The sequence below is a fragment of the Pseudomonas japonica genome (genome assembly GCF_900188455.1).
Classification (GTDB): Bacteria; Pseudomonadota; Gammaproteobacteria; order Pseudomonadales; family Pseudomonadaceae; genus Aquipseudomonas; species Aquipseudomonas japonica.
In genome coordinates this window covers 112,368-133,170 of record NZ_FZOL01000009.1, presented here as the reverse complement: position 1 = coordinate 133,170, position 20,803 = coordinate 112,368, and the positions used below count along the sequence as shown (strand labels likewise).

At 63.1% G+C, this 20,803-nt stretch carries 18 protein-coding genes; 9 read left to right on the top strand and 9 right to left on the bottom strand.

What is annotated here, in order from left to right:
- Positions 1 to 66 precede the first annotated feature (66 nt).
- The 5 genes from purB to CHB99_RS13270 form a co-directional block, all read right to left on the bottom strand.
- Complete coding sequence (gene purB, locus CHB99_RS13290; RefSeq protein ID WP_042125458.1) at positions 67 to 1,437, bottom strand: adenylosuccinate lyase; 1,371 nt, start codon at positions 1,435 to 1,437, stop codon at positions 67 to 69.
- 112 nt (positions 1,438 to 1,549) lie between these two features.
- On the bottom strand, positions 1,550 to 2,170 hold the full coding sequence (gene hflD, locus CHB99_RS13285) for a high frequency lysogenization protein HflD (protein ID WP_042125456.1): 621 nt from the start codon (positions 2,168 to 2,170) through the stop codon (positions 1,550 to 1,552).
- Complete coding sequence (gene mnmA / locus CHB99_RS13280) at positions 2,167 to 3,291, bottom strand: tRNA 2-thiouridine(34) synthase MnmA (RefSeq protein WP_042125454.1); 1,125 nt, start codon at positions 3,289 to 3,291, stop codon at positions 2,167 to 2,169. Before mnmA ends, hflD begins: the two co-directional genes overlap by 4 nt.
- Positions 3,292 to 3,360: 69 nt before the next feature.
- Positions 3,361 to 3,801 (bottom strand): NUDIX hydrolase, encoded by a 441-nt coding sequence (locus CHB99_RS13275; RefSeq protein WP_042125452.1) that lies wholly within the window; start codon positions 3,799 to 3,801, stop codon positions 3,361 to 3,363.
- Between the two features lie 113 nt (positions 3,802 to 3,914).
- Positions 3,915 to 6,140, bottom strand: coding sequence for an NADP-dependent isocitrate dehydrogenase (locus CHB99_RS13270; RefSeq protein ID WP_042125450.1), 2,226 nt, complete (start codon positions 6,138 to 6,140; stop codon positions 3,915 to 3,917).
- Between the two features lie 416 nt (positions 6,141 to 6,556).
- Here CHB99_RS13270 and icd point away from each other — a divergent pair, with 416 nt between their 5' ends.
- Positions 6,557 to 7,813 carry an NADP-dependent isocitrate dehydrogenase gene (gene icd / locus CHB99_RS13265; RefSeq protein ID WP_042125448.1) on the top strand — a complete coding sequence of 419 codons (1,257 nt, stop codon included), beginning with the start codon at positions 6,557 to 6,559 and terminating at the stop codon, positions 7,811 to 7,813.
- A gap of 63 nt (positions 7,814 to 7,876) precedes the next feature.
- On the opposite strand, the gene cspD is transcribed toward icd, so the two are convergent.
- Positions 7,877 to 8,128 carry a cold shock domain-containing protein CspD gene (gene cspD / locus CHB99_RS13260; protein ID WP_042125637.1) on the bottom strand — a complete coding sequence of 84 codons (252 nt, stop codon included), beginning with the start codon at positions 8,126 to 8,128 and terminating at the stop codon, positions 7,877 to 7,879.
- Between the two features lie 230 nt (positions 8,129 to 8,358).
- Here cspD and clpS point away from each other — a divergent pair, with 230 nt between their 5' ends.
- Both clpS and clpA read left to right on the top strand, forming a co-directional pair.
- Positions 8,359 to 8,721 carry an ATP-dependent Clp protease adapter ClpS gene (gene clpS, locus CHB99_RS13255; RefSeq protein WP_042125447.1) on the top strand — a complete coding sequence of 121 codons (363 nt, stop codon included), beginning with the start codon at positions 8,359 to 8,361 and terminating at the stop codon, positions 8,719 to 8,721.
- Positions 8,722 to 8,751: 30 nt separating this feature from the next.
- Positions 8,752 to 11,022, top strand: coding sequence for an ATP-dependent Clp protease ATP-binding subunit ClpA (gene clpA, locus CHB99_RS13250; RefSeq protein WP_042125445.1), 2,271 nt, complete (start codon positions 8,752 to 8,754; stop codon positions 11,020 to 11,022).
- A gap of 83 nt (positions 11,023 to 11,105) precedes the next feature.
- Here clpA and infA read toward each other — a convergent pair whose 3' ends face one another.
- The 3 genes from infA to aat all read right to left on the bottom strand — a co-directional run bounded on the left by infA (position 11,106) and on the right by aat (position 12,886).
- Positions 11,106 to 11,324: a translation initiation factor IF-1 gene (gene infA, locus CHB99_RS13245; protein ID WP_002553999.1), complete on the bottom strand. Its 219-nt coding sequence runs from the start codon at positions 11,322 to 11,324 to the stop codon at positions 11,106 to 11,108.
- Between the two features lie 102 nt (positions 11,325 to 11,426).
- A complete protein-coding gene (locus CHB99_RS13240; RefSeq protein WP_042125443.1) occupies positions 11,427 to 12,134 on the bottom strand; it encodes an arginyltransferase in 708 nt (235 codons plus the stop codon).
- A gap of 56 nt (positions 12,135 to 12,190) precedes the next feature.
- Positions 12,191 to 12,886 (bottom strand): leucyl/phenylalanyl-tRNA--protein transferase, encoded by a 696-nt coding sequence (gene aat / locus CHB99_RS13235; RefSeq protein ID WP_042125441.1) that lies wholly within the window; start codon positions 12,884 to 12,886, stop codon positions 12,191 to 12,193.
- A 332-nt stretch (positions 12,887 to 13,218) separates the two neighbouring features.
- Here aat and ftsK point away from each other — a divergent pair, with 332 nt between their 5' ends.
- The 6 genes from ftsK (at position 13,219) to cysG (ending at position 20,729) form a co-directional block, all read left to right on the top strand.
- A complete protein-coding gene (gene ftsK / locus CHB99_RS13230; RefSeq protein ID WP_042125438.1) occupies positions 13,219 to 15,624 on the top strand; it encodes a DNA translocase FtsK in 2,406 nt (801 codons plus the stop codon).
- 64 nt (positions 15,625 to 15,688) lie between these two features.
- Complete coding sequence (gene lolA / locus CHB99_RS13225; protein WP_042125435.1) at positions 15,689 to 16,312, top strand: outer membrane lipoprotein periplasmic chaperone LolA; 624 nt, start codon at positions 15,689 to 15,691, stop codon at positions 16,310 to 16,312.
- Between the two features lie 18 nt (positions 16,313 to 16,330).
- Positions 16,331 to 17,656, top strand: a complete 1,326-nt coding sequence (locus CHB99_RS13220) for a replication-associated recombination protein A (RefSeq protein ID WP_042125433.1) — start codon at positions 16,331 to 16,333, stop codon at positions 17,654 to 17,656.
- Positions 17,653 to 18,027 (top strand): fluoride efflux transporter CrcB, encoded by a 375-nt coding sequence (gene crcB, locus CHB99_RS13215; protein ID WP_042125431.1) that lies wholly within the window; start codon positions 17,653 to 17,655, stop codon positions 18,025 to 18,027. The genes CHB99_RS13220 and crcB overlap by 4 nt, the downstream gene beginning before the upstream one ends.
- 29 nt (positions 18,028 to 18,056) lie before the next feature.
- A complete protein-coding gene (serS, locus tag CHB99_RS13210; protein ID WP_042125428.1) occupies positions 18,057 to 19,337 on the top strand; it encodes a serine--tRNA ligase in 1,281 nt (426 codons plus the stop codon).
- A complete protein-coding gene (gene cysG, locus CHB99_RS13205; protein WP_042125426.1) occupies positions 19,338 to 20,729 on the top strand; it encodes a siroheme synthase CysG in 1,392 nt (463 codons plus the stop codon).
- The last annotated feature ends 74 nt before the right edge of the window (positions 20,730 to 20,803 follow it).

The window sequence follows — 20,803 nt, the reverse complement described above, 5'->3', positions numbered from 1 at the left end:
AAAGACAATTTTCTTTCAGGAATAAAAACGCCCGGCTCGGCCGGGCGTTAAAACGCGGGTCGTGGATCAGACGCGCTTGGCTTGCGCCGCTGCGTTACCGATGTAGCTGGCCGGGGTCAGCTTCTTCAGCTCTTCGCGGGCGTCGGCCGGCATGTCCAGGCCGTCGATGAAGGTCAGCAGCGCTTCCGGGCTGATGCCCTTGCCACGAGTCAGCTCCTTGAGCTTCTCGTAGGGGTTCTCGATGTTGTAGCGACGCATCACGGTCTGGATCGGCTCGGCCAGGACTTCCCAGCAGGCGTCCAGATCTTCGGCGATGCGCGCGGTGTTGATTTCCAGCTTGCCGATGCCCTTGAGGCTGGCTTCGTAGGCGATCACGCTGTGGGCGAAGCCGACACCGAGGTTGCGCAGCACGGTGGAGTCGGTCAGGTCGCGCTGCCAGCGGGAGATCGGCAGCTTGCTGGCCAGGTGCTGGAACAGCGCGTTGGCGATGCCCAGGTTGCCTTCGGAGTTCTCGAAGTCGATCGGGTTGACCTTGTGCGGCATGGTCGAGGAGCCGATTTCGCCGGCGACGGTCTTCTGCTTGAAGTAGCCCAGCGAGATGTAGCCCCAGACGTCGCGGTCGAAGTCGATGAGGATGGTGTTGAAGCGGGCGATCGCGTCGAACAGCTCGGCGATGTAGTCGTGCGGCTCGATCTGCGTGGTGTACGGGTTGAACACCAGGCCCAGCTCGTCCTCGATGAAGGCGCGGGCATTGGCTTCCCAGTCGATCTGCGGGTAGGCCGACAGGTGTGCGTTGTAGTTGCCCACGGCGCCGTTGATCTTGCCCAGCAGCGGTACGGCGGCAACCTGCGCGATCTGCCGCTCGAGGCGGTAGACGACGTTGGCCAGTTCCTTGCCCAGGGTGGTCGGCGATGCCGGCTGGCCGTGGGTGCGCGACAGCATCGGTACGTCGGCGAAGCGGTGCGCCAGGGTGCGGATGGCTTCGGCGATCTGGCGCATCAGCGGCAGCAGCACGCTGTCACGGCCTTCGCGCAGCATCAGGGCGTGGGACAGGTTGTTGATGTCCTCGCTGGTGCAGGCGAAGTGGATGAACTCGCTGACCTTGGCCAGCTCCGGCAGCTTGGCGGCCTGCTCCTTGAGCAGGTACTCGATGGCCTTGACGTCGTGGTTGGTGGTGCGCTCGATTTCCTTGACGCGCTCGGCGTGCTCGAGGGCGAACTCATTGGCCAGGCCGTCGAGCAGGGCGTTGGCTTCGGCGGAGAAGGCCGGGACCTCGGCGATCTGCGGGTGGGCGGCCAGGCGCTGGAGCCAGCGCACTTCGACCAGGGCGCGGAAACGGATCAGGCCGTATTCGCTGAAAATGGGGCGCAGGGCCTGGGTTTTGCCGGCGTAGCGGCCGTCTACAGGGGAAACCGCAGTGAGCGAGGAGAGCTGCATGGGGTGTTCTCGGACAGTCAGGCTTTTGAGAGGGCGCATATCATACATGAAAAATGCGTCCGGGTCGGGTGGCTGACAAAAGGTATTGCCAGCCGGGTCGTGTTCTTGCGGCTCAGCCGCGGAGCATCGGGTACAGCTCGCGAAGCAGCTTGCGGCGGCTGAACACCAGTTGCCAGCGATGTCCGCCCAGTTGCCGCCACAGGCGCGCGGCGCGGATGCCGGCAAGCAGCAGGGCGCGGATCTTGGAGGCATTGTTGGTCTGCTGCAGGTGGCGCATGTCGCCATGGACCTGGATGCGCTGGCGCAGGGTGCTCAACGTATCCTGATACAGCGCGCCGCTCGAGGCGATGACGTTTTCGTGAACCAGGCCGAAATGATCGGCCTGGGACTGGATCTGCGGCAGGCGGTTGCCAATGGTTTCCAGCATGTCGCCACGCTTGGCCAGCTGGCGCTCCAGGCCGAGCATGGACAGGGCGTAGCGCAGCGGCTCGCGCTGCAGGCTGCCGGGATCGCGCTCGAGGGCGCTGGCCAGGGCGCGGTAGCCGTCGCGCAGGTTGATGTCGTCACCGCCGAAGACTTCCAGGGTGTTCTTCGGGTCGCGCACCAGCAGGCTGCCCAGCATGCAGCCGATGTTGGCTTCGCTGGCCGAGCCGGTACGGGCGATGCGGTCCACCAGCACGGCGGCCTGGAACACACCGCCCAGCGCGATCAATTGTTCCTGCGTCTGGTTCATCCGCGGCTGCTCCACGGCTCGGCGATCTCGATCACGCCGCCACCGAGGCAGACTTCACCGTCATAGAACACCACGGACTGGCCGGGCGTTACCGCGCGCTGCGGCTCGTCGAACACTGCGCGATAACCGCTGGCTGTGCGTTCCAGGGTGCATTCCTGGTCGCTCTGGCGGTAGCGCACCTTGGCGGTCAGGCGCCGCGGCACGGACAGATCGATCGGGTTGACCCAGAAGATGTCCGAGGCGAGCAGGGCGCGGGAGAACAGCCACGGGTGCTCATTGCCCTGGCCGACCACCAGCACGTTGCGCGACAGGTCTTTTTCCAGCACGTACCACGGCTCGTCGCCGGCGTCCTTGAGGCCGCCGATGCCAAGGCCCTGACGCTGGCCGATGGTGTGGTACATCAGGCCGTGGTGCTGGCCGATGACCTCGCCATCGGTGGTCTGGATCTCGCCGGGCTGGGCTGGCAGGTACTGCTTGAGGAAGTCGCTGAAACGACGTTCGCCGATGAAGCAGATGCCGGTGGAGTCTTTCTTCTTCGCCGTGGCCAGGCCGTGTTTCTCGGCAATGGCGCGGACCTCGGGCTTTTCCAGTTCGCCCACCGGGAACAGGGTGCGGGCGATCTGCTCGCCGCCGACGGCGTGGAGGAAATAGCTCTGGTCCTTGTTCGGGTCGAGGCCCTTGAGCAGCTCGGTGCGATTGTCGCTATCGCGGCGGCGCACGTAGTGGCCGGTGGCGATCAGGTCGGCGCCCAGGGACAGGGCGTAGTCGAGGAACGCCTTGAACTTGATTTCGCGGTTGCACAGGATGTCCGGGTTCGGCGTGCGGCCGGCCTTGTACTCTTCCAGGAAATGCTCGAAGACGTTGTCCCAGTATTCCGCGGCGAAGTTGGCGGTGTGCAGCTTGATGCCGATGCGGTCGCACACGGCCTGGGCGTCGGCCAGGTCTTCGCGGGCGGTGCAGTATTCGGTGCCGTCGTCCTCTTCCCAGTTCTTCATGAACAGGCCTTCCACCTGGTAGCCCTGCTCCATCAGCAGGAGAGCGGAAACGGAAGAGTCCACGCCGCCGGACATGCCGACGATGACGCGGGTCTTTTCGGGTTCTTGGAGAGCTGGTTCGGACATGGCTTTGGGTGCGTATCTGGAAAAAGACGACGATTCTATCAGGCTGCGTCCTGCAAGGCGAAAGGCGCCTTAATTACGGATCAGCGCCAGACTGTGCAGCGGGCCGCTCAGGTAATCCTCGATGCACTGCGGCACCAGCTCGCTGCGCCAGCGTTGCGGATCGGCCAGCAGTTCCTCGCGAGTCATCCACACGGCGCGCACGATATCGCTGTCCAGGGCGCGGTCGGCATGATGCTTCAACGGCTTGGCGGCGAAGCAGATGCGCTGGTAGGTCACGCCGTTGCTGGGAGCGGTATACAGGTAGATGCCGACCACGCCGGTGAGTTCGACGTCCCAGGCGGTTTCCTCAAGGGTTTCCCGCAGGGCAGCCTCAAGCAGGGTTTCGTTGGCTTCCAGGTGGCCGGCGGGCTGGTTGAAAACGTGCTTGCCGGCCTTGAATTCCTCGACCAGGAGGAAACGGCCCTGGTCTTCGACGATGGTGGCGACGGTGATGTGGGGTTGCCAGGTCATGGTGGAGTCCTTGTTGAGCGTTGCGCCGCCCCCGTAGGGGCCGGTGTCGTTCGGGGCGAAATAGAAAAACCCCGGTGCGTGGCCGGGGTTTTTCTTGTTACTTCAAGCTGCCTTTACAGTGCGGCGATCGCGCTGTTGAAGGTCTGGCTTGGGCGCATCACTTTGCTGGTCAGCTCGACGTCGGTGAAGTAGTAGCCACCGATTTCGGCTGGTTTGCCCTGGACGGCGTTGAGCTCGGCGACGATGGTCGCTTCGTTCTCGGTCAGTGCCTTGGCCAGCGGAGCGAAGCGCGCCTGCAGCGCGGCGTCTTCGGTTTGTGCAGCCAGTGCCTGGGCCCAGTACAGGGTCAGGTAGAAGTGGCTGCCACGGTTGTCGATACCGCCGACCTTGCGCGCAGGGGACTTGTTGGTATCCAGGAACTGGCCGGTGGCCTGGTCCAGGGTAGCAGCCAGTACATTGGCTTTCGGGTTGGCGTAGGCGTTGCCCAGGTGCTCCAGGGAGGCGGCCAGGGCCAGGAACTCACCCAGCGAGTCCCAGCGCAGGAAGTTTTCCTCGACCAGTTGCTGCACGTGCTTCGGCGCCGAACCGCCAGCGCCGGTTTCGAACAGGCCGCCGTTGTTCATCAGCGGCACGATCGACAGCATCTTGGCGCTGGTGCCCAGTTCCATGATCGGGAACAGGTCGGTCAGGTAGTCGCGCAGCACGTTGCCGGTGACCGAGATGGTGTCCTGGCCCGCGCGGATGCGCTCCAGGGAAACCTTCATCGCTTCGACCGGGGCCAGGACGCGGATGTCCAGGCCGGTGGTGTCGTGATCCTTCAGGTACTTCTGCACTTTCTCGATCAGCACGCCGTCGTGGGCGCGTTGCGGGTCGAGCCAGAAGATCGCCGGGGTGCTGCTGGCGCGAGCACGGTTGACGGCCAGCTTGACCCAGTCCTGGATCGGTGCGTCCTTGGTCTGGCACATGCGGAAGATGTCGCCTGCTTCCACTTCCTGTTGCAGCAGCAGGTTGCCCTTGCTGTCCACGACGCGGATGACGCCGTCGGCCTTGGCCTGGAAGGTCTTGTCGTGAGAGCCGTACTCTTCGGCTTTCTGTGCCATCAGGCCGACGTTCGGTACGCTGCCCATGGTGGTCGGGTCGAAGGCGCCGTGCTTCTTGCAGTCTTCGATCACGGCCTGGTAGATGGTCGCGTAGCAACGATCCGGGATCAGCGCCTTGGTGTCCTGCAGCTGGCCCGCGGTGTTCCACATCTTGCCCGAGTCACGGATCATCGCCGGCATCGAGGCGTCGACGATCACGTCGCTCGGCACGTGCAGGTTGGTGATGCCCTTGTCGGAGTTGACCATGGCCAGGGCCGGGCGAACGGCATAGACGGCCTGGATGTCGGCTTCGATCTGCGCCTGCTGCTCGGCTGGCAGGGACTTGATGCGGGCGTACAGGTCGCCGATGCCGTTGTTCAGGTTGAAGCCGATTTCTTCGAGGACGGCGGCGTGCTTGTTCAGCGCGTCGGCGTAGTACTCGGCGACGATCTGGCCGAACATGATCGGGTCGGAGACCTTCATCATGGTGGCTTTCAGGTGGGCCGAGAGCAGTACGCCGCTGGCCTTGGCGTCTTCGATTTCCTTGGCGACGAAGGCGCGCAGGGCCTTGGTGCTCATGACCGCGCAGTCGACGATCTCGCCGGCCTTGACCGCGGTTTTTTCTTTCAGAACGGTGGTGGAGCCGTCCTTGCCCAGCAATTCGATACGCAGGCTGTCATCGGCTTCGATGAGTGCGGCTTTTTCGCTGCCGTAGAAGTCGCCGTGGCTCATGTGAGCGACGTGAGACTGGGAGTCAGCGGCCCAGGCGCCCATCTTGTGCGGGTGCTTGCGGGCATAGTTCTTGACCGACAGCGGGGCGCGGCGGTCGGAGTTGCCTTCGCGCAGGACCGGGTTCACGGCGCTGCCCTTGATGCGGTCGTAGCGGGTGCGGGCTTCCTTCTCGGCGTCGTTGGCCGGTGCTTCCGGATAATCCGGAACGTTGAAGCCCTTGCCTTGCAGCTCCTTGATCGCGGCCTTCAGTTGTGGAACCGAGGCGCTGATGTTCGGCAGCTTGATGATGTTGGCTTCAGGGGTGGTCGCCAGTCGACCCAGTTCCGCCAGGTGGTCGGCCACTTGCTTGTCGGCGCCGAGCTGTTCTGGGAAGGCGGAAAGGATGCGGCCCGCGAGAGAGATGTCCCGGGTTTCTACCGCGATGTCGGCGGTAGCGGTGAAGGCTTCGACGATAGGGAGCAACGAGAAGGTGGCGAGGGCGGGGGCTTCGTCGGTGAAGGTGTAGATGATCTTGGATCGGGTGGACATATTCGGGTTAACTCTCTGTTTTGCTGAGCGTGCTCGGAATCTCGGTAGGGCGCGCAGGGTAAGCGCTTCGCTCAGACACATCCATGAGCGGAAAGTCGAGGATCCCGGGCTGTGATGGTGGGTTGCATCAGTCGAGTGTCAAACGGCTGGACCGCGGTAACAGTCCAGTCTTGTCGGGGCCGCGGGGCCTGTAGCGGACATCTCGCCCCGAGTGACCCTTGAGTCACCGGCGCAGTATACCAATTCCTTGGTCCTAATCATCAAGACGAACATATCGGATAATCGTCTATAGACCAAAGATGTAGAGCGTTTTCCCGCTTCGTGACGGTTTTGGCGACAAGGTTTCCGTTCGCCGCCAAGTGGGTTAGGCTCTGGGGATTGCAGGACTTCAAACCAAGAAAAAAGCGGAGTGCAGCATGGGATACCAGAAAATCGAGGTTCCGGCAGTCGGCGACAAAATCACCGTCAACGCAGACCATTCTCTCAATGTTCCAGACAATCCGATCATCCCGTTCATTGAAGGCGACGGCATTGGCATCGACGTCACCCCGGTCATGATCAAAGTGGTCGACGCTGCGGTCGAGAAGGCTTACGGCGGCAAGCGCAAGATTTCCTGGATGGAAGTCTATGCCGGCGAGAAGGCCACCCAGGTCTATGACCAGGACACCTGGCTGCCCCAGGAAACCCTCGATGCGGTGAAGGATTACGTGGTTTCCATCAAGGGACCGTTGACCACTCCGGTCGGCGGCGGCATTCGTTCCCTCAACGTGGCCCTGCGCCAGCAACTCGACCTGTACGTCTGTCTGCGCCCTGTGGTGTGGTTCGACGGCGTGCCGAGTCCGGTGAAGAAACCTGGCGACGTCGACATGGTGATCTTCCGCGAGAACTCCGAGGACATCTATGCCGGCATCGAGTGGAAGGCCGGGTCGCCCGAGGCGAACAAGGTGATCAAGTTCCTCAAGGAGGAAATGGGTGTCACCAAGATCCGTTTCGACCAGGACTGCGGTATCGGCGTCAAGCCGGTGTCTAAGGAAGGCACCCAGCGTCTGGTACGCAAGGCCCTGCAGTATGTCGTGGACAACGACCGCAAGTCGCTGACCATCGTGCACAAGGGCAACATCATGAAGTTCACCGAGGGTGCCTTCAAGGACTGGGGCTACGAGGTGGCGAAGAACGAGTTCGGTGCCGAGTTGCTGGACGGCGGCCCGTGGATGAAGTTCAAGAACCCGAGAACCGGCCGCGAAGTCATCGTCAAGGACGCCATCGCCGACGCGATGCTCCAGCAGATCCTGCTGCGTCCGGCCGAATATGACGTGATCGCCACTCTCAACCTCAACGGTGACTACCTGTCCGATGCCCTGGCGGCGGAAGTGGGGGGTATCGGTATCGCGCCGGGCGCCAACCTGTCCGACACCGTGGCGATGTTCGAGGCGACCCACGGCACCGCGCCGAAGTACGCAGGCAAGGATCAGGTGAACCCGGGTTCGGTGATCCTGTCCGCGGAGATGATGCTGCGCCACCTGGGCTGGACCGAGGCTGCCGACCTGATCATCAAGGGTACCAACGGCGCGATCCGCGCCAAGACCGTGACCTACGACTTCGAACGGCTGATGGAAGGCGCGACCCTGGTCTCGTCGTCCGGCTTCGGCGAAGCGCTGATCAAGCACATGTAAAGAAAAACCGGCCGACCGCCTTTTGGGCGGTTGGCCGGTTTCGACTGAAAGTGCTGCCTGTGGTCAGATGCTTGCGGCCGTGGACGTGGCGCTCTGGACCTCGCTACCGGTTTTACAAGCCTGGATGTTCTTGGCCAGCAGTCCGTTGGGGCCCTGAAAAATTTCGAAAGTTACGGCCTGTCCGGCTTTCAGCGTCTTGTAGCCGTCCATCTGGATTGCCGAGTAATGCGCGAACAGGTCATCCGATTTGCCGTCTTCATTGATGAAGCCGTAACCCTTCGCATTGTTGAACCACTTGACTTTACCGCTTGCCATCCTCATATCCCTCTGCAAAGGACTCCATCACTGGAGTATCATCCACTCCATCCGCATACGAACCTGCGAAATTTCTGGTTGACTGCGCGGATCTTTATCGACCACGGTGGGTTCTTATTGGTTGTAACACCGTTTTGCCGATAGTCAAGGTCAGGCGACGGGCCGTATTCTGCGCCGGTTACAGCGGTCAACCCACAACCTTAACCTGTCGAAATGATGAAATTCTTTCCATGCATGCACATAGCCAGATTCGACTAACATTCAATCAGGATCGCCCGCAATCGCATGAGGACGATAGTTCCGGCCTGGCCGTACAGGAGTCCAAGCCGGCGCTGCAGGCGCCACCGATGTACAAGGTGGTTTTGTTCAACGATGACTACACACCGATGGATTTCGTCGTCGAAGTGCTCGAGGTGTTTTTTAACCTGAACCGCGAGCTGGCGACCAAGGTCATGCTGGCCGTCCATACAGAAGGGCGGGCAGTGTGCGGATTGTTTACCCGCGACATCGCCGAGACCAAGGCCATGCAGGTCAACCAATACGCCAGGGAAAGCCAGCATCCGCTACTCTGTGAAATCGAGAAGGACGGTTAATCGCCGACCACTTGGGTATGAGGTGAAGCTATGTTAAACCGCGAGCTCGAAGTCACCCTCAATCTGGCCTTCAAGGAGGCGCGCTCGAAGCGTCATGAGTTCATGACCGTCGAGCACCTTCTGTTGGCATTGCTGGACAACGAGGCAGCCGCCACCGTTCTGCGTGCATGCGGCGCAAATCTCGACAAGCTCAAACACGATCTGCAGGAGTTCATCGACTCCACCACACCTTTGATCCCCGTACACGACGAGGACCGTGAGACCCAGCCGACTCTGGGCTTCCAACGGGTGCTGCAGCGTGCCGTTTTCCATGTACAGAGCTCGGGCAAGCGTGAAGTGACCGGTGCCAATGTGCTGGTAGCGATTTTCAGTGAGCAGGAAAGCCAGGCGGTGTTCCTGCTCAAGCAGCAAAGCGTGGCTCGCATCGATGTGGTCAACTACATCGCCCACGGCATTTCCAAGGTTCCGGGACATGGTGAACACCAGGAAGGCGAGCAGGAGATGCAGGACGAGGACGGCGGCGAAACGTCGTCCTCGGGCAATCCTCTGGACGCCTATGCCAGCAACCTCAACGAACTGGCGCGTCAGGGCCGGATCGATCCGCTGGTCGGTCGCGAAACCGAAGTCGAACGGGTAGCGCAGATTCTCGCCCGGCGGCGCAAGAACAATCCGTTGCTGGTCGGTGAGGCCGGTGTCGGCAAGACCGCCATCGCCGAGGGGCTGGCCAAGCGTATCGTCGATGGCCAGGTGCCGGACCTGCTGTCCCACAGCGTGGTCTACTCCCTGGACCTTGGTGCGTTGCTGGCCGGGACCAAGTACCGCGGCGATTTCGAGAAGCGCTTCAAGGCGCTGCTCGGAGAGCTGCGCAAACGTCCGCAAGCGATCCTGTTCATCGACGAAATTCACACCATCATCGGTGCCGGCGCGGCATCCGGCGGGGTGATGGACGCCTCGAACCTGCTCAAGCCGCTGCTGTCTTCCGGCGATATCCGCTGCATCGGTTCGACCACCTTCCAGGAATTCCGCGGCATCTTCGAAAAAGACCGGGCTCTGGCGCGGCGCTTCCAGAAAGTCGATGTCAGCGAGCCGTCGGTGGAAGACACCGTGGGCATCCTGCGCGGGCTCAAAGGCCGTTTCGAGTCGCATCACAGCATCGAATACAGCGATGAGGCCCTGCGTGCCGCGGCTGAACTGGCGGCGCGCTACATCAATGACCGACACATGCCGGACAAGGCCATCGACGTGATCGACGAAGCTGGCGCCTATCAGCGTCTGCAGCCGGTCGAGGCGCGGGTCAAGCGCATCGAGGTGCCGCAGGTCGAGGACATCGTCGCCAAGATCGCGCGGATTCCGCCAAAACACGTCACCAGTTCCGACAAGGAGCTGCTGCGTAATCTGGAGCGCGATCTGAAGTTGACCGTATTCGGTCAGGATGCGGCCATTGACTCGCTGGCCACCGCGATCAAGCTTTCTCGTGCCGGTCTCAAAGCGCCGGACAAACCGGTCGGGTCCTTCCTGTTCTCCGGTCCGACCGGGGTGGGCAAGACTGAAGTGGCGCGGCAACTGGCCAAGGCGCTGGGGGTCGAGCTGGTGCGCTTCGACATGTCCGAGTACATGGAGCGGCACACCGTGTCGCGCCTGATCGGTGCGCCTCCGGGTTATGTCGGTTTCGACCAGGGCGGTCTGCTCACCGAGGCGATCACCAAGCAGCCACACTGCGTGTTGCTGCTCGACGAGATCGAGAAGGCGCATCCGGAAGTCTTCAACCTGCTGCTGCAGGTCATGGACCACGGCACCCTGACCGACAACAACGGGCGCAAGGCGGACTTCCGCAACGTGATCGTGATCATGACCACCAACGCCGGTGCGGAAACCGCGGCCCGTGCGTCGATTGGCTTCACTCATCAGGATCATTCGTCCGACGCGATGGAAGTGATCAAGAAGAGCTTCACGCCGGAGTTCCGCAACCGTCTGGATACCATCATCCAGTTCGGTCGCCTCACTCACGAAACCATCAAGAGCGTGGTGGACAAGTTCCTCACCGAACTGCAGGCGCAACTGGAGGACAAGCGCGTCCTGCTGGAAGTGTCCGATGCGGCGCGCAGTTGGCTGGCGACAGGCGGCTACGATGCACAGATGGGCGCGCGACCGATGGCACGGCTTATCCAGGACAAGATCAAGCGGCCGCTGGCCGAGGAGATCCTGTTCGGCGAGCTGGCCGAGCACGGCGGTGTGGTGCATGTCGATATCCGCGATGGCGAACTGGTCTTCGACTTCGAAACCACGGCGGAAATGGCCTGACGAAAATCGCGGGGCTTGCCCCGCGACGTTCTGCAGCAACGAAAAAGCCCGGCATCTGCCGGGCTTTTTCGTCGTATCGACGTTTAGCGAGCGCGGTAGGTGATGCGGCCTTTGCTCAGGTCGTACGGCGTCAGTTCGACGCGGACCTTGTCGCCAGTCAGGATACGGATGTAGTTCTTGCGCATCTTTCCGGAGATGTGCGCGGTTACGACGTGCCCGTTTTCCAACTCCACGCGGAACATGGTGTTGGGCAGGGTGTCGACGACAGTGCCTTCCATTTCGAAGCTGTCTTCTTTCGACATGCAGTAAAGCCCTCGGTGTTCAGTTATGGCCGGCCACAGAAGCACCCGGCTACAAAAAGTGGCGTGCATTGTGCCCGAAAAAGGAAGGTCAAGCCAAGGTTTTCAGTTCAGGGTGACCCAGCGCTGGTTGATCAGCAGTTCGATGGGGCGGTACTGGGTCTTGTAGTTCATTTTTTTGCAGTTCTTGATCCAGTAGCCGAGGTAAACCGCGTCCAGCTCCAGACGCAGGGTTTCGCCGACCTGCCAGAGAATGGCGAAGCGGCCCAGGCTGCGTCGTTCCTCGCTCGGCTCGTAGAAGGTGTACACCGCCGACAGGCCATTGGGCAGCAGGTCGGTCACCGCCACGGCGACCAGGCGGCCCTCCAGGCGGAACTCGTAGAAACGTGAAAACGGCAGGTCGCGGACCAGGAAGGTGGAAAACTGGTCGCGGCTCGGCGGATACATGTCGCCATCCGAGTGGCGTTGCTCTATATAGCGCCGATACAGGTCGAAGTATTCTTCATTGAAGGACGGGCGGGCAGGGGTCACCACCAGGTCGGCGTTGCGCTTGATGATGCGTTTCTGCTGACGATTGGGGGAGAAGCGTGCAGCCGGAATCCGCGCCGGTACGCAGGCATTGCAGTTCTGGCAATGGGGCCGGTAAAGGTGGTCGCCACTGCGGCGAAAGCCCATTTCCGACAGGTCCGCATAGACGGTGGCGTCCATCGGCTGACTCGGATCGAGAAACAGCGTGGTGGCCTGCTCGTCAGGCAGGTAGCTGCAGGCATGGGGTTGAGTGGCATAGAACTTCAACCGCGCCAACTCAGTCATGATCAACCCCTCGGCAGGTGTTTTTTACTAATTGTAAGCCAGCTGTGAAAACTCGCCTAGCAAACGGCCGGGGTGCAGATCCAGGTGGCGCGATTGGGCTGGTCGAGATACTGACGCAGATAGTCGGCGAAGCTCGCCCTGGCGATAGGCCGGGCACCGAGACTGTGCAGATGGTCGGTAGGCATCTGGCAATCAATGAGGACGAAACCGGCATCGCGCAGGTGTTCCACCAGCGCGACGAAGCCCACCTTGGAGGCGTTGTCGGCGCGACTGAACATGGACTCGCCGAAGAACAGGCGGCCCATGGCCAGGCCGTAGAGGCCGCCGACCAGCTCACCGTCGCGGCGCACCTCGACCGAATGGGCGAGCCCGCGGCGGTGCAGCTCGATGTAGGCCGCCTGCATGCTGTCGGTGATCCAGGTGCCGTCGGCATAGGCGCGTGGCGCGGCGCAGGCGCGAATCACCGCGGCAAAGTCCTGGTCGAAACTGACCTGGTAGTGGCCCTGGCGAATGAATTTGCGCAATGACCGGGATACGTGCAACTCGTCCGGAAACATCACCGTGCGCGGATCGGGCGACCACCACAGGATCGGCTGGCCATCCTGGTACCACGGGAAGCAGCCGTGGCGGTAAGCCTGGACCAGGCGTTCCGGTCGCAGATCTCCGCCCGCGGCCAGCAGGCCGTCGGGATCGCGCAGGGCGCGTTCCAGTGGCGGGAAGTCCAGCGTGTTGCGGTTCAGCCAGGTGAGCATTGTCATCGACACGCAAGGGGAGGGCGCTCAGCATGACCCGAACCAGCGTCTTCGGACAAGCCCGTCGTGGTGCGGGCGCGGGGCCTTGTGCCATGTAGCGCAACTTAACCCGGGGACAGTTGTCCCAACTACGCAAAAACACCGCATAAGCCTTTGTCACAAAAGAAAATGCGTGCTCAAATTGTTGCAGGGGAATTTTGTCTCTGTCATGGCTCGTTCCGCCGAGCCGTAATGGCGATCGTTCGGCAGTAATGTTAAAAGTAGTGATTTGTTGACCGTCCCCTTTGGTCAATCACGGTTGGACGCGCACAAAGCGCAGGAATAGACGAGTTTTGAAGAAACCCACAGCAACACCCAATCCCGAGCCGCTCTGGCGCCAGCAGTTGCATTACAGGCTCAAGGAAGGTGCCCTGATTGCCATGGGCGCCCTGTGCCTTTATCTGTGGATGGCATTGCTGACCTACGACCAGGCCGACCCCGGCTTCAGTCACACCAGCACCGTCGATCAGGTGCAGAACGCCGCGGGCCGTGCCGGTGCCTTCTTCGCCGACATCCTGTTCATGGTGCTGGGTTATTTCGCCTACATCTTCCCTTTGCTGCTGGCGATCAAGACCTGGCAGATCTTCCGCGAGCGCCATCAGCCCTGGCAGTGGAGCGGCTGGCTGTTCTCCTGGCGCCTGATCGGCCTGGTGTTCCTGGTCCTGTCCGGTGCCGCGCTGGCGCATATCCACTTCCATTCCGCGCCGAGCCTGCCGGCTTCGGCCGGAGGTGCACTGGGCGAGAGCCTTGGCGATCTGGCGAAGAACGCCCTGAACGTGCAGGGCAGTACCCTGATGTTCATCGCCCTGTTCCTTTTCGGTCTGACCGTGTTCACCGACCTGTCGTGGTTCAAAGTGATGGACATCACCGGCAAGATCACCCTCGATCTGTTCGAACTGATCCAGGGCGCCGCCAGCCGCTGGTGGAATGCCCGTCTCGAGCGCAAGCAACTGGTCGCGCAACTGCGCGAGGTCGATCAGCAGGTCAATGAAGTGGTGGCCCCGGTCGTTCCGGACCGTCGCGAGCAGGCCAAGGCCCGCGAGCGCATCATCGAACGCGACCAGGCGCTGGCCAGGCATGTCGCCGAACGCGAAGAAAAAACTCCGCCGGTAATCATGCCGGCCCCGGTCAAGGCTCCAGAACCGAGCAAGCGCGTGCAGAAGGAGAAGCAGGCGCCGCTGTTCGTCGACAGCGCCGTCGAAGGCACGCTGCCGCCGATTTCCATCCTCGATCCGGCCGAGAAGAAGAAAGTCAACTACTCCCCGGAATCGCTGGCAGGCGTCGGCCAGCTGCTGGAAATCAAACTGAAGGAATTCGGCGTCGAGGTTTCCGTGGACTCGATCCACCCGGGCCCGGTGATCACCCGCTACGAAATCCAGCCGGCCGCCGGTGTGAAGGTCAGCCGCATCGCCAACCTGGCCAAGGACCTCGCGCGCTCCCTGGCGGTAACCAGCGTGCGTGTGGTCGAGGTGATTCCGGGCAAGACCACCGTCGGTATCGAGATTCCCAACGAAGACCGGCAGATCGTGCGCTTCTCCGAGGTGCTGTCGTCGCCGCAGTACGACGAGGCCAAGTCGCCGGTCACCATGGCCCTCGGCCATGACATCGGCGGCAAGCCGGTGATCACCGATCTGGCGAAGATGCCCCACCTGCTGGTGGCCGGTACCACGGGTTCGGGCAAGTCGGTGGGGGTCAACGCCATGATCCTGTCGATCCTGTTCAAGTCGGGCCCGGAAGACGCCAAGCTGATCATGATCGACCCGAAGATGCTCGAACTGTCGATCTACGAAGGCATTCCGCACCTGCTCTGCCCGGTGGTCACCGACATGAAGGATGCCGCCAACGCCCTGCGCTGGAGCGTCGCCGAGATGGAGCGGCGCTACAAGCTGATGGCTGCGATGGGCGTGCGCAACCTGGCCGGCTTCAACCGCAAGATCAAGGACGCCGAGGAAGCCGGCGAGCCGATCTACGACCCGATGTTCCGCCGCGAAAGCATGGACGACGTGCCGCCGACCCTGAATACCCTGCCGACCATCGTGGTGGTGGTGGACGAATTCGCCGACATGATGATGATCGTCGGCAAGAAGGTCGAAGAACTGATCGCGCGTATCGCGCAGAAGGCGCGGGCCGCCGGTATCCACCTGATCCTCGCCACCCAGCGCCCGTCGGTGGACGTCATCACCGGCCTGATCAAGGCCAACATCCCGACGCGCATGGCGTTCCAGGTGTCGAGCAAGATCGACTCGCGGACCATCATCGACCAGGGTGGCGCGGAGCAGCTGCTCGGTCACGGCGACATGCTCTACATGCCGCCGGGCACCAGTCTGCCGATCCGTGTGCACGGTGCCTTCGTCTCCGACGACGAAGTGCATCGCGTGGTCGAGGCCTGGAAGCTGCGCGGTGCTCCCGACTACAACGACGACATCCTCAACGGTGTCGAGGAAGCCGGTAGTGGCTTCGATGGTGGCGGCGGCGGTGAGGGCGGCGACGACGCCGAGACCGACGCGCTCTACGACGAGGCGGTGCAGTTCGTCCTGGAAAGCCGTCGTGCTTCGATTTCCGCGGTGCAGCGCAAGCTGAAGATCGGCTACAACCGTGCCGCGCGGATGATCGAGGCGATGGAGATGGCCGGCGTGGTCACGCCGATGAACACCAACGGTTCCCGCGAAGTCATCGCCCCGGGATCGCCGCGCGACTGATACCCAGGTTTCACTGGCGGGCAACGACGCCCGCCGGTTCATTCATTCTGCAACGAGGATTGCCATGCGCCTGATTCGCATGATGTTGGTTTCCGCTCTGAGCCTGTCCAGCGCTTCGCTGTTCGCCGCCGAGGCCGACGTGGCCCGCCTGACCCAGCTGTTGAACAACTCGAAGACCATCAGTGCCAACTTTTCCCAGCTGACCCTTGACGCCAGCGGCACCCAGCTGCAGGAAACCACCGGGCAGATGGCGGTACAGCGTCCGGGCCTGTTCTACTGGCACACCGACGCGCCGCAGGAGCAGGTCGTGGTGTCCGACGGTGCCAAGGTCACCCTGTGGGACCCGGACCTGGAACAGGCGACCATCAAGAAGCTCGACCAGCGCCTGACCCAGACCCCGGCGCTGCTGCTGTCGGGTGACGTATCGAAGATCAGCCAGAGCTTCGACATCAGCTCGAAGGAGCAGGGCGAAGTGATGGACTTCGAACTGCGCCCGAAGACCAAGGACACCCTGTTCGACTCCCTGCGCCTGTCGTTCCGCAAGGGCCTGGTCAATGACATGCAACTGATCGACAGTGTCGGCCAGCGCACCAACATCGTCTTCACCGGGGTCAAGGCCAACGAGCCGGTACCGGCGAGCAAGTTCAAGTTCGACATCCCCAAAGGCGCGGATGTGATCCAAGAGTAAGAGGTCGTACAGCCGTCCATGGACCTGTTTCGCAGTGAACCGGTTGCCCAGCCCCTGGCCGCGCGCATGCGCCCGGCCAACCTGGACGAATACGTCGGCCAGCAGCACCTGCTGGCACGTGGCAAGCCGCTGCGCGAGGCCCTGGAGCAGGGCGCGCTGCATTCGATGATCTTCTGGGGCCCGCCCGGGGTCGGCAAGACCACCCTGGCGCGGCTGCTGGCGCAGTTCTGCGACGCGCATTTCGAAACGGTTTCGGCGGTGCTCGCCGGGGTCAAGGAAATCCGCCATGCGGTGGAGATCGCCAAGCAGCAGGCGGCCCAGTACGGGCGGCGGACCATCCTGTTCGTCGACGAAGTGCACCGTTTCAACAAGTCGCAGCAGGACGCCTTCCTGCCTTATGTCGAAGACGGCACGCTGATTTTCATCGGCGCCACCACCGAAAACCCCTCGTTCGAGCTGAACAACGCGCTGTTGTCGCGGGCGCGGGTCTATGTGCTCAAGAGCCTCGACGAGGAGGCCCTGCGGCGCCTGGTGCAGCGTGCGCTGAGCGAGGAGCGCGGCTTGGGCAAGCGCCAGCTGCGCCTTGGCGACGAGGCTTTCAAAATGCTCCTGGCCGCCGCCGACGGTGATGGCCGGCGCATGCTCAACTTCCTGGAAAACGCCTCGGACCTGGCGGAAGACGGCGGCGAAATCGGCGTCGATCTGTTGCAGAGCCTGCTCGGCGACAGCCGGCGGCGTTTCGACAAGGGCGGCGAGGCCTTCTACGACCAGATTTCCGCGCTGCACAAATCCATCCGCGGCTCCAACCCGGATGCCGCGCTGTACTGGTTCGCGCGCATGCTCGATGGCGGCTGCGATCCGCTGTACCTGGCGCGCCGCGTGGTGCGCATGGCCAGCGAGGACATCGGCAACGCCGACCCGCGCGCCCTGAGCCTGTGTCTGTCGGCCTGGGACGTGCAGGAGCGCCTCGGCAGCCCGGAAGGCGAGCTGGCGGTGGCCCAGGCCATCACCTACCTGGCCTGCGCACCGAAGAGCAACGCGGTGTACGTGGGTTTCAAGGCGGCACTGCGCGAAGCCGCCGAACACGGTTCGCTGGAGGTGCCGCTGCACCTGCGCAACGCCCCGACCAAGCTGATGAAGCAACTGGGCTACGGTGAGGAATACCGCTACGCCCACGACGAGCCGGGCGCCTACGCCGCCGGCGAGGACTATTTCCCCGACGAACTCGAACCGCGCCAGTACTACCAGCCGGTGCCGCGCGGGCTGGAATTGAAGATCGGCGAGAAGCTGCGCCAGTTGGCCGAGCTCGACCGCAACAGCCCCCGGCAGCGGAGAAAACCGTGATCGCACTCGTCGCCGCCGTCAGTGCCGGAGGCATTGCCGGCACCCTGTTGCGCTTCGCTACCTCCAATTGGGTGGCTGGCCACTGGCCTCGGCACTTTTATCTCGGTACGCTGGCGGTCAACCTGGTTGGCTGCCTGCTGATCGGCCTGCTCTACGGGCTGTTCCTGCATCGTCCGTATGTCCCGGTCGAGCTGCGTGGCGGCCTGATCGTCGGCTTCCTCGGCGGCCTGACGACGTTTTCATCCTTTTCACTGGATACCGTGCGCCTGCTCGAAAGCGGGCAGGCGCCGCTGGCCTTCGGCTATGCCGCGATCAGCGTGCTGGGCGGCCTGCTCGCAACCTGGGCCGGCCTGGCCTTGATCCGAATCTGAATCAACACCACCCATAACGAGAGAACGATATGCTCGATTCCAAACTGTTACGCGGCCAACTTCAGGAAGTGGCGGACCGCCTGGCCTCCCGTGGCTTCAGCCTGGATGTCGCGCGCATCGAATCCCTGGAAGAGCGCCGCAAGACGGTGCAGACCCGTACCGAACAACTGCAGGCCGAACGTAACGCCCGTTCCAAGTCCATCGGCCAGGCCAAGGCCAAGGGCGAGGACATCGCGCCGCTGATGGCCGACGTCGAGCGCATGGCGGGCGAACTGGCGGCCGGCAAGGTCGAGCTGGACGAGATCCAGACCGAACTGGACCAGATCCTGCTGACCCTCCCCAACCTGCCGGACGCCAGCGTCCCGGTGGGCGAGGATGAAGACGGCAACGTCGAAGTACGTCGCTGGGGCACCCCGCGCACCTTCGATTTCGCGATCCAGGACCACGTTGCCCTCGGCGAGCGCGACGGCTACCTCGACTTCGAAACCGCGGCCAAGCTGTCGGGCGCGCGTTTCGCTCTGCTGCGCGGTCCGATCGCCCGTCTGCACCGTGCCCTGGCGCAGTTCATGATCAACCTGCACATCAACGAGCACGGCTACGAAGAGGCCTACACCCCGTACCTGGTCCAGGCCCCGGCGCTGCAAGGCACCGGCCAGTTGCCGAAGTTCGAGGAAGACCTGTTCAAGATCAGCCGCGAAGGCGAGGCCGACTTCTACCTGATCCCGACCGCCGAAGTGTCGCTGACCAACATCGTTGCCGGCGAGATCGTCGACGCCAAGGACCTGCCGATCAAGTTCGTCGCCCATACCCCGTGCTTCCGCAGCGAAGCCGGTGCGTCCGGTCGCGATACCCGCGGCATGATCCGCCAGCACCAGTTCGACAAGGTCGAGATGGTCCAGGTGGTCGAGCCTGGCAAGTCCATGGAAGCCCTGGAAGGCCTGACCGCCAACGCCGAGCGCGTGCTGCAGGCGCTGGAGCTGCCGTACCGCGTACTGGCCCTGTGCACTGGTGACATGGGCTTCAGCGCCGTGAAGACCTACGACCTGGAAGTCTGGGTGCCGAGCCAGGACAAGTACCGCGAGATCTCCTCGTGCTCCAACTGCGGCGACTTCCAGGCTCGGCGCATGCAGGCGCGCTGGCGCAACCCGGAAACCGGCAAGCCGGAGCTGGTGCACACCCTCAACGGCTCGGGCCTGGCCGTGGGCCGCACCCTGGTCGCGGTGCTGGAGAACTACCAGCAGGCCGACGGCAGCATCCGCGTGCCGGAAGTGCTCAAGCCGTACATGGGTGGCATCGAGGTCATCGGCTAAATGGAATTCCTGCCGCTGTTCCACAATTTGCGCGGCAGCCAGGTGCTGGTGGTCGGCGGCGGCGAGATTGCCTTGCGCAAATCCCGCCTGCTGGCCGATGCCGGGGCGAAGCTGCGCGTGGTCGCGCCGCAGATCGAAAGCCAGCTGGCCGAGCTTGCCGTTCAGAGCGGTGGCCAGCTTCTGGCCCGTGGCTATGAAGAAGGTGATCTCGACGACTGCCAGTTGATCATCGCCGCCACCGACGACACCGTGCTCAACGCCCAGGTGTCGGCGGATGCGCGGCGGCGCTGCGTACCGGTCAATGTGGTGGACGCGCCGGCGTTGTGCACGGTGATCTTCCCGGCCATCGTCGATCGCTCGCCGCTGGTGATCGCAGTGTCCAGCGGCGGCGACGCCCCGGTGCTGGCGCGGTTGATCCGCGCCCGCCTGGAAGCCTGGATTCCCGCCGCCTACGGCGAACTGGCCGGGCTCGCCTCGCGTTTTCGCGATCGCGTCAAGCAGCTCTATCCGGATGTCAATCAGCGTCGTGGTTTCTGGGAGGACGTGTTCCAGGGCCCGATCGCCGAGCGTCAGCTGGCCGGGCAGGGCGGCGAGGCGGAGCGCCTGCTGCAGGCCAAGGTCGAGGGCGCCGCGCCGCAGAACGGTGGTGAGGTGTACCTGGTCGGTGCCGGTCCGGGCGATCCGGACCTGCTGACCTTCCGCGCCTTGCGCCTGATGCAGCAGGCCGATGTGGTGCTGTACGACCGTCTGGTCGCACCGGCGATCATCGAGATGTGCCGGCGCGATGCCGAGCGTATCTATGTCGGCAAGCGCCGCGCCGATCACGCCGTGCCGCAGGAGCAGATCAACCAGCTGCTGGTGGACCTGGCCCGTCAGGGCAAGCGGGTGCTGCGCCTCAAGGGCGGCGATCCGTTCATCTTCGGCCGTGGCGGCGAGGAGATCGAGGAACTGGCGGAGCAGGGCATCGCCTTCCAGGTGGTGCCGGGGATTACCGCGGCCAGCGGTTGTTCGGCGTACGCCGGGATTCCGTTGACCCACCGCGATTATGCACAGTCGGTGCGTTTCGTCACCGGGCACCTCAAGGACGGCACCAGCAACCTGCCGTGGAATGACCTGGTGGCGCCGGCGCAGACCCTGGTGTTCTACATGGGCCTGGTGGGCTTGCCGACCATCTGTGCCGAGCTGATTCGCCATGGTCGCGCGGCGGACACGCCGGCGGCGCTGGTGCAGCAAGGCACGACCAGGAACCAGCGGGTCTTCACCGGCACCCTGGGCGACCTGCCGCAACTGGTGGCGGAGCATGAAGTGCATGCGCCGACGCTGGTGATCGTGGGTGAGGTGGTGCAGTTGCGCGACAAGCTCGCCTGGTTCGAAGGCGCTCAACAACCCTAGCTTGTCCCTCCGTAGGAGCGTGGCTTGCCCGCGAAAGGACCGCATAGCGGTCCCATTCGGTGGTGTTTTCCGGG